Annotated in this window: 14 protein-coding genes; 8 read left to right on the forward strand and 6 right to left on the reverse strand. The window is 51.0% G+C overall.

What is annotated here, in order from left to right; genetic code table 11:
• Positions 1-81 precede the first annotated feature (81 nt).
• On the reverse strand, positions 82-1,965 hold the full coding sequence (locus MW898_RS21410; RefSeq protein ID WP_248910333.1) for a NosD domain-containing protein: 1,884 nt from the start codon (positions 1,963-1,965) through the stop codon (positions 82-84).
• 892 nt (positions 1,966-2,857) lie between these two features.
• On the opposite strand from MW898_RS21410, the gene MW898_RS21415 reads away from it, so the two are divergent.
• The 3 genes from MW898_RS21415 to MW898_RS21425 all read left to right on the forward strand — a co-directional run bounded on the left by MW898_RS21415 (position 2,858) and on the right by MW898_RS21425 (position 7,803).
• Positions 2,858-5,308 carry a P-loop NTPase fold protein gene (locus tag MW898_RS21415; protein ID WP_248910334.1) on the forward strand — a complete coding sequence of 817 codons (2,451 nt, stop codon included), beginning with the start codon at positions 2,858-2,860 and terminating at the stop codon, positions 5,306-5,308.
• Between the two features lie 159 nt (positions 5,309-5,467).
• A complete protein-coding gene (locus MW898_RS21420) occupies positions 5,468-5,893 on the forward strand; it encodes an FG-GAP repeat protein (RefSeq protein ID WP_248910335.1) in 426 nt (141 codons plus the stop codon).
• Positions 5,894-6,075: 182 nt separating this feature from the next.
• A complete protein-coding gene (locus MW898_RS21425; protein ID WP_248910336.1) occupies positions 6,076-7,803 on the forward strand; it encodes a transposase in 1,728 nt (575 codons plus the stop codon).
• A gap of 739 nt (positions 7,804-8,542) precedes the next feature.
• Here MW898_RS21425 and MW898_RS21430 read toward each other — a convergent pair.
• Positions 8,543-8,881: a type II toxin-antitoxin system PemK/MazF family toxin gene (locus MW898_RS21430; RefSeq protein WP_277999967.1), complete on the reverse strand. Its 339-nt coding sequence runs from the start codon at positions 8,879-8,881 to the stop codon at positions 8,543-8,545.
• Positions 8,882-9,235 (reverse strand): MarR family transcriptional regulator, encoded by a 354-nt coding sequence (locus MW898_RS21435; RefSeq protein WP_248910338.1) that lies wholly within the window; start codon positions 9,233-9,235, stop codon positions 8,882-8,884.
• A 552-nt stretch (positions 9,236-9,787) separates the two neighbouring features.
• On the opposite strand from MW898_RS21435, the gene MW898_RS21440 reads away from it, so the two are divergent.
• Positions 9,788-10,999, forward strand: a complete 1,212-nt coding sequence (locus MW898_RS21440) for a tyrosine-type recombinase/integrase (protein ID WP_248910339.1) — start codon at positions 9,788-9,790, stop codon at positions 10,997-10,999.
• 406 nt (positions 11,000-11,405) lie between these two features.
• On the opposite strand, the gene MW898_RS21445 is transcribed toward MW898_RS21440, so the two are convergent.
• A complete protein-coding gene (locus MW898_RS21445) occupies positions 11,406-12,401 on the reverse strand; it encodes a hypothetical protein (RefSeq protein ID WP_248910340.1) in 996 nt (331 codons plus the stop codon).
• A gap of 339 nt (positions 12,402-12,740) precedes the next feature.
• Between MW898_RS21445 and MW898_RS21450 the strand changes: the two genes are divergently transcribed.
• From MW898_RS21450 to MW898_RS21460, 3 genes are all read left to right on the forward strand, one after another.
• Positions 12,741-13,241 carry an HNH endonuclease gene (locus MW898_RS21450; RefSeq protein ID WP_248910341.1) on the forward strand — a complete coding sequence of 167 codons (501 nt, stop codon included), beginning with the start codon at positions 12,741-12,743 and terminating at the stop codon, positions 13,239-13,241.
• A 178-nt stretch (positions 13,242-13,419) separates the two neighbouring features.
• A complete protein-coding gene (locus MW898_RS21455) occupies positions 13,420-13,626 on the forward strand; it encodes a hypothetical protein (protein ID WP_248910342.1) in 207 nt (68 codons plus the stop codon).
• 3 nt (positions 13,627-13,629) lie between these two features.
• A complete protein-coding gene (locus MW898_RS21460) occupies positions 13,630-14,844 on the forward strand; it encodes an RNA-guided endonuclease InsQ/TnpB family protein (protein ID WP_248910343.1) in 1,215 nt (404 codons plus the stop codon).
• 315 nt (positions 14,845-15,159) lie between these two features.
• Here the strand turns inward: MW898_RS21460 and MW898_RS21465 are convergent, their stop codons facing one another.
• A complete protein-coding gene (locus tag MW898_RS21465; RefSeq protein WP_248910344.1) occupies positions 15,160-15,618 on the reverse strand; it encodes a DUF7970 domain-containing protein in 459 nt (152 codons plus the stop codon).
• A gap of 1 nt (position 15,619) precedes the next feature.
• Complete coding sequence (locus tag MW898_RS21470) at positions 15,620-16,483, reverse strand: ParA family protein (RefSeq protein ID WP_248910345.1); 864 nt, start codon at positions 16,481-16,483, stop codon at positions 15,620-15,622.
• A gap of 784 nt (positions 16,484-17,267) precedes the next feature.
• Between MW898_RS21470 and MW898_RS21475 the strand changes: the two genes are divergently transcribed.
• Positions 17,268-17,768: a hypothetical protein gene (locus MW898_RS21475; protein ID WP_248910346.1), complete on the forward strand. Its 501-nt coding sequence runs from the start codon at positions 17,268-17,270 to the stop codon at positions 17,766-17,768.
• Positions 17,769-17,785 lie beyond the last annotated feature (17 nt).

Genomic DNA, 17,785 nt, shown 5'->3' on the forward strand with positions numbered 1-17,785 from the left:
ACCGACTGCTACACCCACGCTTACAAGCATGAAGGCGGCCATTGTCATGGAAATAAGTCGATTCATGAGTAGTAGTTGGATTCATTCATCACCGCCGGTACCCGGAAGCCCACTAGAGTCATCACACAGCTCAACGCCTTTACCACACAGTTCGACTGTCGTCGTCGGTTCGTCGGGGTCGTTGCTTTCGATCTGAAGTGTTGCGTGCTTCGTGCATTTGGATGTCGGTGCGAACTCGACAGTGATGTTCTGACTCTCACCCGGTTCAAGGCTGAACGGTGCCTCACCACCGACAATGGTGAATGCGCTTGCGTCTGTGCCAACGATATCAGTCGCACTCACCTCAAGCGTGCCTGTGCCAGTGTTGGTGACGGTGACGTTCTTCGTCTTGGAGTCGCCAATAGTGACTTTGCCGAAGTCGAGACTGGTTGGTGAGACGTCGATGTCGGGTTGTTGCTGACCATTGACCTGCGTGAGTGGGAGGAAGTCCGTGTTGTTGTTATCGATGCCGAAGTCGTTGGGTTGGTCACAGAACCCATCGTTATTGGCGTCGGTGCAGGTCTGGCTGAATCCATCGCCAGTGGGTGTGGCGTAGTAGTTTCCACCGAGGTTGGGACCGCCGATGATGTTGGGGCCGGATTGGTTCGAGACATTCCATGTGTTGGATTGGCTATCGAATTTACTTCCAAAGGCGACGTTTTGCGTATTGTTCAGTAGATTATTGTAGACATGGTTATCCGTAGAACTATTATTGAGAAGGATTCCAGCCTCTCCATTGGCAGTGACACTATTACTGCTTATATTGCTATCAGTTGCATTTTCGATGTATAGACCAGTATTCGTGTTTTTGGAGAGGTTATTATTCGATAGAAGATTGTTGGTGGTGTTTGCGAGAATAATTCCGTTTTCTTCATTTGAATGAGCAATATTGTTTGTTATAGTGTTATTCTTACTCGTTCCTTGAAAATTAGAGAATATAATGCCAATTCGAATCCCACTTTCTAGGTTATTGTTGACTATATTATCTTTAAGGGTGACATTATTGACTGTTTGACGAAATGCAATTCCATTAACGTTATTCCTGTTAGCAGTACTATTAATAATCACACTGTTTTCTCCTGCGCCAATCCCATTATTAGTATTATTGTTGGCGGTATTGTTGATAGATACGCTGTTTCTCGATACTCCGATTCCAGTCTCATCGTTATCATTGGCGATATTATTAATAAGTGTAGAGTTTTCTGATGAACTAATCCCCTCGCCTTCGTTATTATTTACTGTACTATTTACCACCTTATTATCCCTATTACTAAGTTCAATTCCTGTAAGACCATTGTTTACTACAGTATTGTTAACTATTGTGTTATCTGGAGTCACTCGGTCAAAGTAAATCCCACTTAATCGATTTCCACTAACATAATTATTTGACAATGTATTGTTTGTGGTCGGTGATGATGGCCCACCAAATAAGATTATACCATCTGCTGTATTGTTTACCACTTTATTATTATTTATTGAATTATTATTCATATCTCCTGCACCATATATCCCTTGAAAATTACTTTTAGTTATAGTATTTTCAACCGTACCATTATCGGAAGAAAGATAGATGATACCATCTCTCCAGTCAGTAGATGTGAGATTAGTCACGGTAACATCTGAGGAGACTCCTCTTGCAAAAACACCAAATGAGGAGTTATTATCTATACCATCGATTGTGTGGCCATTTCCATCGAAAACCACATCACTGGCTTGAATGTCGATACAGGTGGTCGCCGAACTATTCGTGATGTTCTGTGTGAGGATGTACTCACCCGACGACGTAATCGTGGTACAGGAATTGATCGGTGTCTGTGCGCTTGCGGGTTTGATAGCGAGCAGACTTGCGCTCGTTACTACCGATGCGACGATGAGTAGGGCAAGCCCACTCACAAGTACTTGCTGTTTTCTCTTATCGTGGCTCATTTTGTATCACTCGGTCTCTGAAATATTATTTCAAGCAAAGAAAGAAGGAATATATTATTGTTATACGCTGTATAAGGTTGGTAATAAGATAATACCTGCTCGAATCAGTGAGGTTTATCTCAAGTGATATCCACGAGAACTCAAGCCCTCTATCGCAGACTAGCGTTGGATGGTACCAGACGTTTGTTCGTCACAACCCTCATTGCGGTCGTGGATACGTGGCAAGCAGTGACTCCAGCGTTAGGGACGGCATCCAACGGCGACCCCTCGACATGCTGCCACGTCGAAGCAATAAATCGGGCCGTGTCGTAGCACTCCACCCTCCCACGATCCCGGAGCGGGAATCGAATCATCGTCGACCACCATTGATTCGCTGTGGAATGCTCTAAAGAAATTGATGTCTTCAGTAGTAGAAAGATATCAAATAGTGCTATCCGGGGTGGGTATTCACAATGACGTACTGGATGCGGTTGCTAGAATGGGGCTAGAGTGGGAATTAAACCGCTCACATTCGGTCTTACCTGTCCGCTTCTTCTCAGTGGTGACTACAAATGAAATACCAGACCTCACATAATTTTGTCAGTATGTGGGTTTGACAGTATATTGCCTTTCGTTAGCAAGGCTGTTGATCTCTGTTTCCGCAGTGGAAGAATTTCTATAACCCCAATTATATACTATATATGATATTGTATATTGAAGGAATCATTGTCTCAGTATGGGTGAATCGACAACAGACATTGTACATCATACAGACGGTAGCTCTGGGACAGTTCGAAATATTGGATGATATCGCCTGTATTTGCAAACATATTGAGACACCGATATCTGTCCCTCACCAGTCTAATCATATCACTTCAGTAATATTTATTTGCGGCAATATCGAAGTCAATATATGACGATTGATGATGATAGATATAGCTCTGATGACGAGGGGAGTCATCAAGTGATATCAGCAGTGATGAATGACCGTCCGACGACCAACGATTCGCTTGATTTTGAGCCCGAGAACAAAGCACTATTTGAGTACATTACCCGCAAAGAGACCATCCCACCATTGACTATTTCCATCGAGGGAGAGTGGGGTATCGGAAAATCTTCATTTATGTTGCAACTTAAATCAAGGCTTCAAAAAGAGGGTCACTTCACAGTTTACTTTAATCCTTGGCGCTACGAAGAGACGGAGCTGCTGTGGGCTGCCTTCCTCGTGACGCTATTCAAACAGCTTTCAAAAGATCTCTCATTCAGGGACCGACAAGTCGCAAAGTGGCAACTAATTAAGTCTAGATTTCGCTCAATCCGATTACTGCGAGCGATAGCGATCCTTGTTGCCTTCTTACTAGTCGTCTTGTTGCTTATTTGGATCATACCGGGTGAGTTTCCTTCTGGGTCTCAAGGCTTCATCCTACGGAGCTGGTTAAACGAACTGGTTATAGGAGGAGGACTCGCTGGAGTGGTTGCCTTGGTAGCTTTCGTGTGGCAAGGATATCGGAAGCACGCTGTTGCTCCAGTCGAATCAGAGCTTCGATCAGCTCTTGTGACCCCATACTATGAAGATCATACCGCATTTATAAAACGACTCCACGATGACCTTACTCGAACGCTTGATGCCTATGTCGGTGAGAAGCGTCGTATCTTTATCTTTATCGACGATCTCGATCGGTGTGACCAACTACGAGCGGCAAAGCTCATCGAATCGATCAACCTCATGCTTTCGAATGATCCACGATTGGTGTATCTGATTGGAATGGATCGTGAAAAGGTAGCGGCAGGGATCACAGCGAAGCACGTAGAGTTGTTACCACATCTTGATGCTGAAACGGATACCGACCCCTCTTCAGATCAGACTATCGAATTCGGGTATTCGTATATCGATAAATTCATTCAACTCCCATTCATTCTTCCAAGGCCAACATCTCGTGAAATCAGAGACTTTACTTCGGCAATTATAGACCCTGAAGATCCTGAAGCAGCCCCGACGGATTATCAGGAATCGCCTGAGAAAACAGCAAATCGCCGACCGGATTCGCCTCGAAAAGTGAAGGAGCTCTATAACGATTTAAAGCCTATTCTTGAACCCAAAGATGCGAAGCGTCTCGTGACTGTAACCGACTGGATAGCACCAACACTCGATCATAATCCACGACAGGTCAAGAAATTTATCAATCAGTACCGACTTAGTATCTCCTTGGCGCACTACAATGAGGTACTGGAGCTTAAGTATCAAGAGACAAGGAAGCTACCACCGCCGAAGGAAGCAGAACCTCTCGGTGAAACAGAACCTCATGATGAAACAGAATTTCTTCACCTTCACGACGATGTGACGCTGGAACAACTTGGAAAGTTTGTCGCCATTGGTCTTCAGTGGCCACGACTTCTTCCAAAACTTGATCGCAATCCTAGATTACTCGCTGACTTGACTGTAATCGGGCTTCGACGGCAATACTGGGAACAGTTCCAGTGGCAACTAACGGAGCATTTCGATGATTACGTGTACACTGACCAGTACTTGGAACAGGAAGACAAGGCATGCAGGGAAATGGAGAAGAAAATGCTCCCCAAATGTCTCGAATCGGAGGATAAACTTGAGCCGCTGTTGAAATTGCTTCTTGAAAAACTATACGAGGGTTCAAGAGATGGTTCGGATATCGATGGGATGAATCCGGCTGTTGGGATGGTGAAGTACTTCGATGTGGACAGCCATGATATAGACAAACAGATGACATGGGCAGACCGTTTCCGAGAAGCAGATCCCATTGCCCTTGAACACAGAACCGATGCGAATGCGGCTTACAGCATGATCAGTGCCGATATTGAGAAGCTCCTTAGACTCTCACCTCGATCAGATCAGCCGACAGAAACATTCAATCCAGATCCAGCTGCCGATCTCGCTGATGAAGCCTTCCGTCGCGGTTGTGTTGCTATCAAACAGAACGAATACGAAACTGCTCGACTGCGCTTCGATAAGTGCTTAGATCTGTACGAAACAGATGATAGAGATAACAAACCCGAAATAGATGATAGAAATGATGAAGCGTCGGCACTCAACAATCTCGGTGTCGTTGCCGAGCACCAGGCAGAGTACAAGCTTGCGCGTAAGTACTACCGCCAAAGCCTTGATATAGAGCGTGAACTCGTTGAGGACATCAACAGAGCTGTGATTCTCACCAATCTAGGATATGTCGCCCGCAAACAAGGCGATCGCGACACAGCGCGTGAGTCTTTCCAAGAAAGCCTAGAGATCAGAAAGCAGTTCAATGATGAGGACGGCATCAAAATCCTCAACGAGGCGATTGACCAGTTAGATGACGACCCCGATGGTCTCTCTGCAAGTCCCCATGCATAGCTACACGCGATATTGAAGAATCACTACACAACATAGGGGATTGGAGAACTAAGACCCTTCAAGCGGGGGACGACGGATGATCTACGTCACATCCCTGATCTGTCGCTTCATCAATCAAGCAGTGGCAGTGGCCAGCGATGGTGTTGATGGCTGAATCCATTGTCCTGCCAGAGTGGTGCGGATTCGTCGACGAAGCGGACGTATTGCTGTACTGTCTCCAGATATACCTCGGGAAGTAACCCCAGAGAACTCCAGAAACTGATCGTCGATGATGGCGCAGAAGACGATAACTTCGGAACGTCGGTGGCGATCGACAGGGCCACGGAAACTATCGTAGTTGGTGCTACGGACGCAGTGTACGTGTTCACCTGTCAGGGTAGCCAGTTCGTCCAGACCCAAAAACTCACTGCCAGTGATGGAGCTAATGGTTTTGGCGAGTCTGTGACAATCGATGGAGACACTATCGTCGTCGGTGCGCCGGGAGATACTAACGAGAATGGGGACAATGCTGGCGCTGCATACGTGTATATTCGAACCTCCGCTAGTTCCACGTCTCTGGCCGCTAGCGATTCAGGAACCGACTAGGTCCGTATCTCAAACAAGAATGTGAGTGGCGATTCTTGAAATCTTGATATACTGCGTTGTTTCGCTGTTGGAGACGGCAACTAGCAGGTTGGCTCTCATCTCCCGCAGCACCACGCCTGATTCACCTCCATCGGCGTCGATGCGTATTCTAATATAATGCTGAATTACATATCGGATTGTCAATGGATGCGACGACGACATCGAAACGCGCTGTCTTCCGGACGATCGCTGAGCACCCGAACTATCAGTGGCCGTACTATCGAATACCCGATATAGAGTTCACAGCTGCCGATCTCGATGCATTCGAACACGATGTCCATCGGCTCGCCAGCGTCTGGTTTCGCCACGATGCCCACGAGGACGTAGAAGCGTTCATTTGCTGGTGTCCACTGTACCATCTCGATTTCAGCCCGCATGACGCCCATCCAGCGTGGCACGCCCAATCGAAACCCACCGTCCCGATGGTGCGTGCGCTCATGCTCATGGATCTCCACGGGTGGGCGCACGAAACTGCATTCGTGCGGTATCTGGCGGAGCAGCCCGCTCTCGTCGACGCACTCGGCTTCACGGAGGTTCCAGATCAGGCAACGCTCTGGCGGGCACGCCACGAACGATTCAGTGACGAGCTGCTGGACGCGATCACGGCGTGTGTTCGGAACATCCGGGTGCTCGCTGGCCAGAACCGTGTTTCTGTACCGCCGCAAAAGACCGACAACACGGCTGAGGCCAATACGCCGAGATCGTGGGAGCAGCCCAACAATGACGAACCGACCCAGTGGGAGATCATTCAGCGGGCAGACGAGTTAACGAAGCAAGCACAACGACGCATCTTCCCGGCGTTCACATTCGACCGCGACAAGCAAGCGTCAATTCCCGAAGACGCGTTCTGGGAATTACAGACGTACCTTGGTCTGGGAGAGGATCTCTGTGCTAACGAGGGCGCACGCAGCTTCATCACCGAATCAACACGGGAGCGCACGCCACTTGGACACGTCCACCGGTATCACATCCGCCAGCAGCTCTCGACCAATGCGATCAGGGATATGTACCACAAGGCTATGCAACGTCTGCTGGCAGAAGCGACCAGCCGGTCGGAGTACTTCGGGGAAGCAGCGGTAGCAATCGATACAACCGCAGCCGACCCATTCACGGGCAATAGAGACGGTCACGAGGACGAGATCATTGGCACGAAGGAGGATGATGACGAGTATGCCTACCAGTGGGCGACGATCCAGGTCGTTGGGTGGGGGCCACGGGTGATGCTCGACGCCCGCCCCATCCGAAAGGGCGACACGCTCGTCGAAATCGTTACTGACCTCCTCGAATCGGCAGAGGATCTCATCCGCATCGATCGTGTCCTCATGGATCGAGAATTCGACAGCCAACACGTCCTCGAAACAATCGCCGAGCGTGGGCACGACTATTTCGTGCCGAAGCGCAAACGAACCAGCGAGAAAGCTGTTGCGCGTCGGATGGAACAGAATGACGTCAAGACAGCAGTAAACGAGCGTGGGCTTCATCTCGGCAATAACGAATGGCACGAGACCACGCTGCTCTACGTGCCAAAACGGAACTTTGACGGGGAGATCGAGGAAGGCCACGAACGGTACGTCGTCTTCATGTCCTCAGAACCGATTCTCGGGTCGGTCGAGGCCCATATCGGGTTGTACAGTGATCGCCAGGAGATCGAAGCTGGCTACAAACAGATCAAACGGTTCATGGCGAAAACGACCTCCAAAGATTTCGTCCTCCGCTTTTTCTATTTCGCGTTCGCGTGCCTACTGTACTCGCTGTGGCGGCTGATCGATCATCTCGTGCAAGTGTCTTTCACTGATTCGTTCACCGATGAGCCGTGGGTGACGATGCACGACGTACTGACATCGGTGAAGAAACACACCGGTATCGGCTAACCCGATCGCTCGGTCCCGCATTCGCCGGGGTCGAGGAGCGGCGGGACTCTCGCTCCATCAATACATAACAGTAATACTAAAGAAATGAACGCAGTTTACTGCTGAATACCGAACAATAGCGACGATTTTTACAATGATCCATGCATAGAATCGGCGATATTCTCAGAGATTCTCAACTTGCAGCGTGCCAGATTCCATATAGCGACATGCGCTTTATGAGGGGTGATTCACCTTCTTCAGATCCTCTCTCAGTCGAAAACGGGCGAATCGGCAAAAACCCCAACTACCTACGCTTAGTGTGATAAGCAACAGTAGATTCACCAGACCGACCGCTGTACGTGAAGCATGAATCGTAGAATCCACAGAGACTAACGCTTCACCCGGCTCAGACACCGCCCCGAGCTCAACCAGTTCGTTGAGTGACTTCGTGAGGAAGACCTCAGTTGGACTCCGCCACTCACCAATCTAGAGCTGAAATCGGCTATGTACGATCTCTAATGCACGTTCCACCCCGAAATCTAGCTCGTCAACCCAAATTTCAGGGCATCCGTACATTAGAATACTTGTCTTTCCATCATCAGATCGAGTGAGAGAGTGACCAGCGTGTTCGTGGCCACCTGAAGACGATCAAGAACGCGATCGCTGTCAGCACACTTCCTCCGATATAACTACCGGTACTAAGAATGGCGGTTGCTCGAACGCTCTCCTTTGATCACACCCGTATCAGCGGCGAAGATTATCAACTGTCTGGGAGCGGGGTGTAGCCGTGCAGGTCCTCAACAGTTGCCGCGATAATGTGCTGTGCCAGCGTCCCCTGCTGTCGGTCGAAGTCTCGATATTTGATCGTGGTGATGTACCAAGGCGAAATGTACGAGGGTTTCTCGGAGCCGCCCTGAACCCAGGCGGTGGTGGGAACCTTGATTCCGGCTGCATGCTGCTGGGTCGTCAGTGCGAGCACAATACATTCAGTGTGCGAAAAGGGGTGCGTCGTGTCACTGATGATCACCCATGGTCGGTAGGACGGGCTCGACTTGTGCGGCGCCGGGCCCCACCAGACGTCACCTCGGTCATAGCCCATTTATTGGTCCTCTGATTCGATGCCTGGTCCCCACTCTTCCGGGTCTTCCGGGCCAAATCGGTCGGTGGCCGCACGGGCGGTCGCCAGCGCGCTGAGCGTCGTGTCAACATCCCCAGCGTCCCCAATTGCCCAGTATTCGCCGCGGTGGCGCACCAGATCGCGCTCTTCGAGCCGGGAGAGAACGACACCCACGCTCCCGCGCGCAACACCTGTCTTCTCGTGGATTTCCTTTGGCAGATATGCCTGATCGGGATTCGATGCGAGAAACGCGAGAATGTCCTCTGCGTTTGTGCGCCCAGTTGCACGCAGTTCGTTCATCTCCCCTTCTTCGAACCGCTTGATGTCGATGGGCATACACCCTAGTATGTAACAGCAAGTAATAAACGTAATGGATGTAATAACGAAGGTCTCTTCCCGATTTGTTCAATGCTATAGATATTATACTAAGGAGGATTTTAAGAATACACTGAGTTATTCGATGGTGTCCAACTACACTCGTGAGAGCAGTGTTCCGAATGGAGTGTGAGCATCTTTTACGGTCCACCGTGTCTACAGATACTCAAGGCGAGTGTCTCGGAATCTCGAAAATCACGCTGTGATTTGCTGGATATAGGAAGATGAAGATATACTTTGACTTGACCCGAGGCGGTTCACTACAGCTTACAGTCACCGACTGAAAATGGGCGGACGGCACTCCAATGACCCCGTTGGCGGAGACGATCGAGTATATTGCAGGAGTATCGCTGGGATCTCAAACCGATATTATAAATGGTCATCGATGGATATGAGGTCGATGTGGATCGACCGAGTACGTCCCTTCACAATGAGTCTCCTTAAGCACGAAAACGAGCTGTTGACGACGGTTCAGGCAATCAACGACACGGGTACAGCCCGTGGAGACGAGCCATGAGCGACCAGCCACTAGCACCGCCGATTGAGACTGCTATCGATGCATTCCTCCAAGACAAAGGTAAAGGTGTAACGGGCGAGAGCGGCACCTACCGCTCGGATGCTGCCCGCGAGCTCGATCGGTTCGTTGAGTGGCTTCGCGAGGAAGATCTCGGTCGGACCCCAACGTTCGCCGATTTCGACGAACGGACCTTCCGCCGGTATGCGCGCTTTCTCGTCGGGCTTGGAAACGCGAAAGCTACGACGATCACCTACTACGCCTACGTCTCATCGTTTTGTGGGTGGGCTGTCGACGAAGGCTATCTTGAACGCCACTATGCGAGCACGAGCGTTGCTCACGCGCCACTTCCTGCGAATGATGAGCGGCGGTCTGGTGATCAGCAAGCTTGGGATCCTGAGCATCGCGACCGGATCACCCGCTACGTCGATGAACAGGCCGATGCCGCGATCGATGCGCGGAGCAACGAGACCGAGGAGAACGACGGAAGCGTCTATCAATCCATTCAAGCGTGTCGTGATCGGGCACTCGTCTACGTGCTCGCGTATACGGCCGTGCGTGGGGCCGAGATTTTCCGTGTCCCTGACGATGAACGTCGTGACGGCCTCAGCTGGAGAGATGTCGACCTCGATGCGCAGTCACTGACCGTCTTCCGGAAAAAACAGCAGTGGGACGAGGCGTCTATTCCTGCTCCCGTTATCCACCCACTTCGGATCTACAAACGCATCCTCGATCCACCGGACGAAGACTGGCCCGTCTTCTCGACGTTTCACTATCCAACGCTCGGTCGACTTGTCCGTGAGGAGCTCGCCGTAGAGGGCTACAGCGAGCAGGAGATCGAGGAGATTCGAGACGAGCACGAGCGTGATCTCCTCGTGTGTCGTGAGTATGGTCTTGGCCCACCACCATCGATCACACCCCACGCAGCCCGTTCCCGGATGAAGCGGCTGTGCGAGGAGGCAGAGATTGTTCTCGACGACCGACATGGGTACCTCGCGCCACACGGCGGCCGTCGAGGCATGGGAGAAGTCCTCGTCCGCGAGTTCGGGTACGCAACTGCGGCCCGCTATCTCGATAACTCCGAACAGATGGTCCGCGAGCGCTATTCGCATATTGAGGCGGGGGAACAGGCTGACATGGCGACGGCCGCTCTCGCTGCGAGTGATCAGCGGGTTCGTGATCCGTCAGCTATTGAGGAAGTCAACGACTAATGGTGACATCCCCTGCAGTAAACGGCGAGGCTTCCCACACGGTGGGAATCCGGCACGGAAGGTTTAGTCCTGAAAGACACGAAGAAGCGCCACAGATTAATGTGGAAAGGAATGCTCCTTCATGCGCAACGGAAGTTGGAATCCAGCCCGGCCACCGAGTAACGGTTGGTCAGTACCGTGTCGCATTCCGTCCGGTTACCAGACGCGAAGCGATCTGGTGTGCGGACGAGACGTACCGCGTCTCGTCAACGCGGGACCCTCATGTCGGATTTCTATCTTAACACAGAGTAACTCACCGATCATTAAGTGGTGAAGATATAATATGAAGGTGAAATAAAAGCGATTATCATTAGCAACGACCTCGTCCGTATTGATACACTTATTCTAGTTCTCAATCACGTTCGTATCACTTCTTTGTTGTATTACCAACGGTGACTGTCTTACAAGCCCAGTCGGTATCCGTCAGAGACGGTTTGATGGGTTCACCGGTATATGTAATTGGTACAGTGTGTCTCTGCTGTCCAAGATGCTGTATATCGAGTACAAGCGTTGCTGGTTTTGTTTTTCCTTGACACTGGTTTGATGGCGTTTTCCAATGCTCCGCTACGTCTGGTGGCGTTCCCCATGTCTCTGTTCCGGGATAGGAAAGTGGTGAGTCTCTCGTCTCGAACGTCGCATTCGAGTCGACCCCGACATAGTGAGCCCACTCGACATCGATATCCTCGTCCACACGATTCAAATGGGTTCCAGACTGCGAAATCGGTTCGGGTACTCCCTCAGTCAGATCCATTTGTGTAAGCTTGAGTGGGACGTTACCGGTGTTCTTTATTGTTACCGCGAGATCAGTAGAAGCTGTCGTCCTGTAGTTATCTTCGCCATTCCCGTTCTTATTTAAGATTTCTGTTGAGAGCGGGCGAATATCGGTAACTGCATACGAGATAGTGGCATCGAGTGGTTGCTGATCGACAACAGTCGAATCGTATGCAGCCACAATTGAGTAAGTTCCCTCCGAAAGTGGCAGATAATCAGAACGGTATTCTCCCCGTCCTAATAGCGGGAGATCGACTGTTGTCTGACCTCCAGAAACCTGCCGACGACGAATCAGTCGCCCGCTCGAATCGATCAGATTTACATGCGTTACGGTACTTGATGAGTCAAGTGTCACTGTGGCAGTCAGACGATTGAACGAGAGGTCACGGATTACGCCTGGTGATTGAGTTGTTGGCTTCAAAGTCGCCGTCTGGGTTGTTGGCTTCGAAGTCGCCGTTTGGGTTGTTGGCTTCGAAGTCGCCGTTTGCTTTGAGGCATTATCTCCGATTAGACCTCCAGTACACCCCGCAGTAGCGGTCGTCAGCAGGAGTCCGCCTACAGCGTGGAGCATTGATCGACGAGATACAGTCATGACTCACTCCCTCGATGCTGGCTAACGATCTCGGGTACAGGAACGACATATTGATGTTTCATCACACTGACAATATTGTTCCTATACTAGTATATCTTACCATTTCCTGTATAGAAATCGCTAACATATGTGGGATTAAGTGATCGACCTCGGCTTCGACGCGATCGGCCCGTTCTTGCATCGCCTTATGTAATTCATCGATGCACATGGATCGACTCTCATTACATAAGGCTTCGAGTATCACATCACACATCGATTGAGGAGTGTTTCATACGGCAGCAAGCGTATATCGTCCAAAGATTTATTCCTCCGTCGTATGTCGTATGTTAAATAGAACGGATGGAGAATCGACAGAAGACGCTGGATGGGGGGTTAACGAAGCCGTACACAGACGAGTTCCTGCTGCGTGATCTCTATGAGACACAGGAGCTCTCTGTTGCTGAGATAACCGATATCCTCGAGTGTTCCGAAACGACGGTCCGAAACTACATGCGCTGGTTTGGGATCGAGTGTCGGAACGGGGTTGACCGCGATCCGTCTCCAGCGTGGTTCGGCACTCGCCCCGATGGATACGAGTGCTGGAACGACGGACACCAGACTATCTATGTACATCGCCTCGTTGCTGTCGCTGAATGGGGCTTTGAGGCAGTAGCGAGCGGCGTCGTCCATCACAAGAACCAGATCCAGTGGGACAATCGCCCTGAGAATCTTCACCTGTTCGAGAGCAACAGTGCTCACATCCGGCATCACGCACGGCCGAGCGCACACGAGGATCAGCAAACCATTGACGAGGTTATCAGGGAGACAGACAAAACGCAGCTGACGTTTGATGATTTTTAGTCTTCCTCAATCTCGGGCTTAGAGATGCTTACAACCCCAGTCGATTCCGTGAGCCCGACTGTGATCTATGCCCGCTCAAAGTCCGCGTCGGCACCACAATCTTCTCCACAGCGTGGTCGGAGCAACGAGCTGCATCTAGAGTCCAGCATTCAGGCCACTGATCGAGCTAGAGCAAGAGATGATCGCCCAGCCACATTACTTCGAACACCGCTGGCTCGTCGATTTCCGGGAAATCAAGGATGAAGCTTTCATCAGGATACAAGCGGGAAACTTCGCCGTTCACGGTGGGGAGGAACGCGATATGGTGAGAAACAACCGCCGTTCGGTGGCCGACCGACTCCCCCTTCCAAACGCCACCTATATGAATGTAGTGCGCTACACATGAAATATGGTGGAGGTGCGTCGCACGATCGTCGTCAAACTCGACATGGACGACAGCGACGCGACTCTCCTCCACGAAACCGTCGAGGAGTACCTGTGGGCGTGCAACTACGTCGTCCGCGACGCATGGCGGGACGACTACAAGCCCACCTCGAAAACGAAACTCCACGACCGGACGTACTCCGACGTGCGCGAACAGACGTGCCTACAGGCGAATCTCGTACAATCCGCACGCAACCGGGCCGCCAAAGCCATCAAGGGCGTCGTCGCCCGCTGGCAGAACGGCAAGAAGGCGTCGCAACCACACTTCACGACGCCCTCGGTGCGGTACGACAAACGGAGTGCGACGTTCCACGACGACCACGTATCCCTCTCCACGGTGAACGGACGTATCGAAGCCGAATACGTCCTTCCGCCGAAGGGAGACAATCCGCACACGAAGTACCTCCGCGACGACGAGTACGAGGTTACGGGTGCGACGCTTCAGTACCGCGACGCGACGGACACCTTTTATCTCCACATCGGAACGAAGGCCGACGTGGAGTCAGAGATACCGGACCAAGGCGACGCCGAGAACAGCACAGTCCTCGGCGTGGACCTCGGTATCGAACAGATAGCCGTCACGTCAACCGGGATGTTCTGGAGTGGCGACTACCTCAACCACCGTCGTCGGGAATACGAACGGGTGCGTGGCGACCTTCAACGGACGGGAACAGAGTCGGCCCATCGGACCATTGAACGGATGGGCGACCGAGAGACACGGTGGGTAGAGGACTACCTACACCGAATCTCGAAAGCCATCGTCCAAGAAGCCGTCGCGCACGGGTGCGACCGAATAGCGTTCGAGGTGTTGACGGACATACGCGACCGTCTGCCCGGCGCAAAGAAGTTCCATGCGTGGGCGTTCCGACGCCTGTACGACTATACGGCGTACAAGGCCGAAGCGGAGGGTATCGAAGCCACGCAGGTAGACCCGGCGTACACGTCCAAGCGGTGTTCCAAGTGCGGGACGACGCTGGACGAGAATCGTCCGTCACAAGCGAAGTTCTGTTGTGTGAAGTGCGGGTACGAGGGCAACGCGGACTACAACGCGGCGAAGAACATCGGATTTCGGCTCCTCCGTGCGGGGCAAAAGTCTCCGCACGGAGGGGCGACACGTCACCTCGCCCTGAAGTCGGGGACGCTGAACGTGAATGGCGGCTACTCGCCTGCCACCCAGTAGGGTCGGCCAGAACGGGAGTCAACCGACAAGCTCCGCCCTTTAGGGCGGAGAAGGTGACTCACGACTCGCGTCCTTCGATCTTTAGTATTAGATATTTTATACAAACTGAAGTGCTATCTATACCGATTGTGCAGTGCGTACGGTTTACACTGTCTATACTGTATGGATACGGTTGATAGTTGCCAGCATTGGTGTACCGTCTTTGAGTTCTGGTATTAACCGACTGTACAAACCGTTCAAACAGTATGTGATGTTCAAACAGTATGCACTTTATACACAGTGTGTACAGTTTTACAGTGAAAGAGAACGACTGAGCTAGGAAAGGTCGTCGACGTCGTCGGGATCAAGACCACGTGATTCGAGGACGAGTTGGGTCAGTTCACGTGGGTGTTCATTCGCTAGCCGCACCATTGCATCGTGCGCCTCTCGAACCTCAAAATCATCATGTCCGAGCGCAAGAAGGTCACTTTCGACGCTATTACACACAACTTTGAGGAAGTGCGAATTCTCTTCGTGAGGATAGATGGACATCTTATCGCTTTCTTGTGTCGGGAAAGCTGGTCCGCCTGTCTCCTGATCGGCATCACCCTTTTCGTCGGGAGTATCGCGTTCTTCCTCGGTTCTATCGTCATCGATTGGTTCCGACGTAGCGGCTTCTGCTATCTCGTTGACAGGAGATTCCGGTTCGGAGATGTCAGAATGGTCAACGGTCTCTTCGGTCGAAGTGGATCCTTTCGTTTGATCTAACTGGCTTCGTAGGTCACTACTGTCCATATTATGCACGCTCCGCAACAATCTCTGCAAGGGTGTCGAAGTGTTTAATTTGGTCGCATGATGGGTCAAATGGGGCAACTGGCATGTTCTCCGTAAATGAGTCTGAGAGTGGATCTCGATCACGGATACCTGGTAGTGGGATATCGCCCCGTCCCTCGGCGTCGATCTGCTCCCACTGCTCCTCCGTAATCCGGGCGTACTGAGGGAGGTAATCTGCCCAGTTCTTGTTTAGATCTTCGAGAAGTCGTCGGTCGGGTTTCATCGGTCGAATAGACTCACTCAACATATTCGGTGTGATAGCGAGAATATCAGCAGCTCCATCCGTTGCCTCAATGATAGGGATGATCTGGTTTTCCATGATTCGTTCAAGGCCACTGATGCTTCCCTGCCCAGGGATGACCGGAATGATAAAACTCTGTGCGGCAACCAGCGCGTTGTCAGCCACTTTCGAGGGATCACCGGGGGCATCGAGGACGACATAGTCGTAGCCATCTTCTCGGAGTGGATCAATGACTTTATTTTTGAGAATGACATCAGCGTTCATCTGATTCTTCATCCGGTCATTGATTGTCGACATCTCGGATGAGCTGGCTACAACACCGAAATCCCACTCTGTCTCGATCACTAAATCTTCTGGATGTTCGTCACGGAAGATGACCTCTTCGAGCTGGCCGTTTGCTTTGTACGCATCCCCGAAGCCGAGAAACTCTGTCCCGTGACCGTTTTTATCCACGTCGATGTAAACTGTTTCTCCGTGATTCTCTTGGAGACGATGCGCAAGGTTGATCGCGATCGTCGATTTTCCCATCCCACCCTTCAGTATACAGACTGCAACGACGCCGTTTTTCGATGTTAGCGGGTTCATGTATTCTCTAACTTCTATACTGTGTGCACAGTACATACCGTGTATACTGTATTTGCATCACAGATATCACGATGTGTGTGCGGAGATAATATAAATGCTACGTCCCAGACTGTGGAAACATCATGTACAGTCTATACAGTATAAACTTTGCAAACGGTATAGTAGTCTAAGGTGCTCTATTCGCGATTTACCGATACTGTTTATGCAGTTTAGACCGTTGAAACATTATATACTGTCTATACAGTATACACTTCATTAACTGTATAACCGCCTAACTTGCTCTTCAAATTGTCTAAGAGTACCGTCTATACAGTTTAGACTGTAGAAGATTCATGTACAGTTTGTACAGTATAGACTTCGAAAACAGCATGGAAGCCTGATAAGTACACCTAACGGGCTGATAGTACTGTTTGTACGGTTTAGACTGTAGAAGAATCATGTACAGTTTGTACAGTGAGGACGTCATAACCAGAATAGACATCCAATACGTTCACCCAACGATCTAGCAATACCGTCTGGACAGTGTATACTGTTCAGGCAGTATGCGATGTACTTACTGTCGAGATCTTACTCCTGTTTGAGAACCCTTGAGAGAGTTACCCCACAAGTTCGAGTGGGATGACTCCCGTGTGGAATGACGGACGAAGTCGACGTGGTGGTCACCTTCTCCGTCCTTGAGGGTAGAGAAAGGGACGAAACCATCGACAAAGGCGACGTGGGTTCTGCAACGAACCCAGAAGATTTCACATAGCACTACTAACAACTGAGCAACGGCTCCTTGACGATGGCATCACTATCCATCTACGAATACACCAGCTATGACGCCTTTATCGCCGACACTGCACAGCATGGGATAGCTGAGACGGATCTTGCCCTCGTGTGGGTACTACTTGAGCGCCTTGAGCCCGACGAGGTCTTCATCCGCCTCCCTCGCTGGCTGGCCGAGGAGAAAGTCGGCTACACAGAAGGCGGGACGCCGACCGAATTCGTTGGACGAATCGATCGCACGACTGAGAAAGCACTTCTATTCGTGGACTCGGCAGCAGCTCGCCCGTTAATGAAACGCGCGCATCGCATCAATCACCTTGAAGAAGGACTTGAGAATTCGACGATCGATTCATCATCGATACCAGACGACGAAGAGCGACGGGCCTGGCTCGAACGAAAATTGGCGCACCATCGCGAAGCCTTCGCTCACCGGGCAGATCAAGACGGACTCACTGACGAGTGGCTCCCAATCTCCCAGATCGAAACGGTGCTTCGTCACAGAGAGTCATCAACGTAATCTAAGAAGTGAGCACA

This window comes from Halocatena marina (assembly GCF_023276375.1).
Classification (GTDB): domain Archaea; phylum Halobacteriota; class Halobacteria; order Halobacteriales; family Haloarculaceae; genus Halocatena; species Halocatena marina.

Coding starts and splice junctions, on each gene's coding strand:
- MW898_RS21410 (WP_248910333.1), bottom strand. CDS start 1,965: ATGAGCCACGATAAGAGAAAACAGCAAGTACTTGTGAGTGGGCTTGCC.
- MW898_RS21440 (WP_248910339.1), top strand. CDS start 9,788: ATGAGCGACCAGCCACTAGCACCGCCGATTGAGACTGCTATCGATGCA.
- MW898_RS21475 (WP_248910346.1), top strand. CDS start 17,268: ATGGCATCACTATCCATCTACGAATACACCAGCTATGACGCCTTTATC.
- MW898_RS21450 (WP_248910341.1), top strand. CDS start 12,741: ATGGAGAATCGACAGAAGACGCTGGATGGGGGGTTAACGAAGCCGTAC.
- MW898_RS21425 (WP_248910336.1), top strand. CDS start 6,076: ATGGATGCGACGACGACATCGAAACGCGCTGTCTTCCGGACGATCGCT.
- MW898_RS21430 (WP_277999967.1), bottom strand. CDS start 8,881: ATGGGCTATGACCGAGGTGACGTCTGGTGGGGCCCGGCGCCGCACAAG.
- MW898_RS21415 (WP_248910334.1), top strand. CDS start 2,858: ATGACGATTGATGATGATAGATATAGCTCTGATGACGAGGGGAGTCAT.
- MW898_RS21465 (WP_248910344.1), bottom strand. CDS start 15,618: ATGGACAGTAGTGACCTACGAAGCCAGTTAGATCAAACGAAAGGATCC.
- MW898_RS21445 (WP_248910340.1), bottom strand. CDS start 12,401: ATGACTGTATCTCGTCGATCAATGCTCCACGCTGTAGGCGGACTCCTG.
- MW898_RS21435 (WP_248910338.1), bottom strand. CDS start 9,235: ATGCCCATCGACATCAAGCGGTTCGAAGAAGGGGAGATGAACGAACTG.
- MW898_RS21460 (WP_248910343.1), top strand. CDS start 13,630: ATGGTGGAGGTGCGTCGCACGATCGTCGTCAAACTCGACATGGACGAC.
- MW898_RS21470 (WP_248910345.1), bottom strand. CDS start 16,483: ATGAACCCGCTAACATCGAAAAACGGCGTCGTTGCAGTCTGTATACTG.
- MW898_RS21455 (WP_248910342.1), top strand. CDS start 13,420: ATGATCGCCCAGCCACATTACTTCGAACACCGCTGGCTCGTCGATTTC.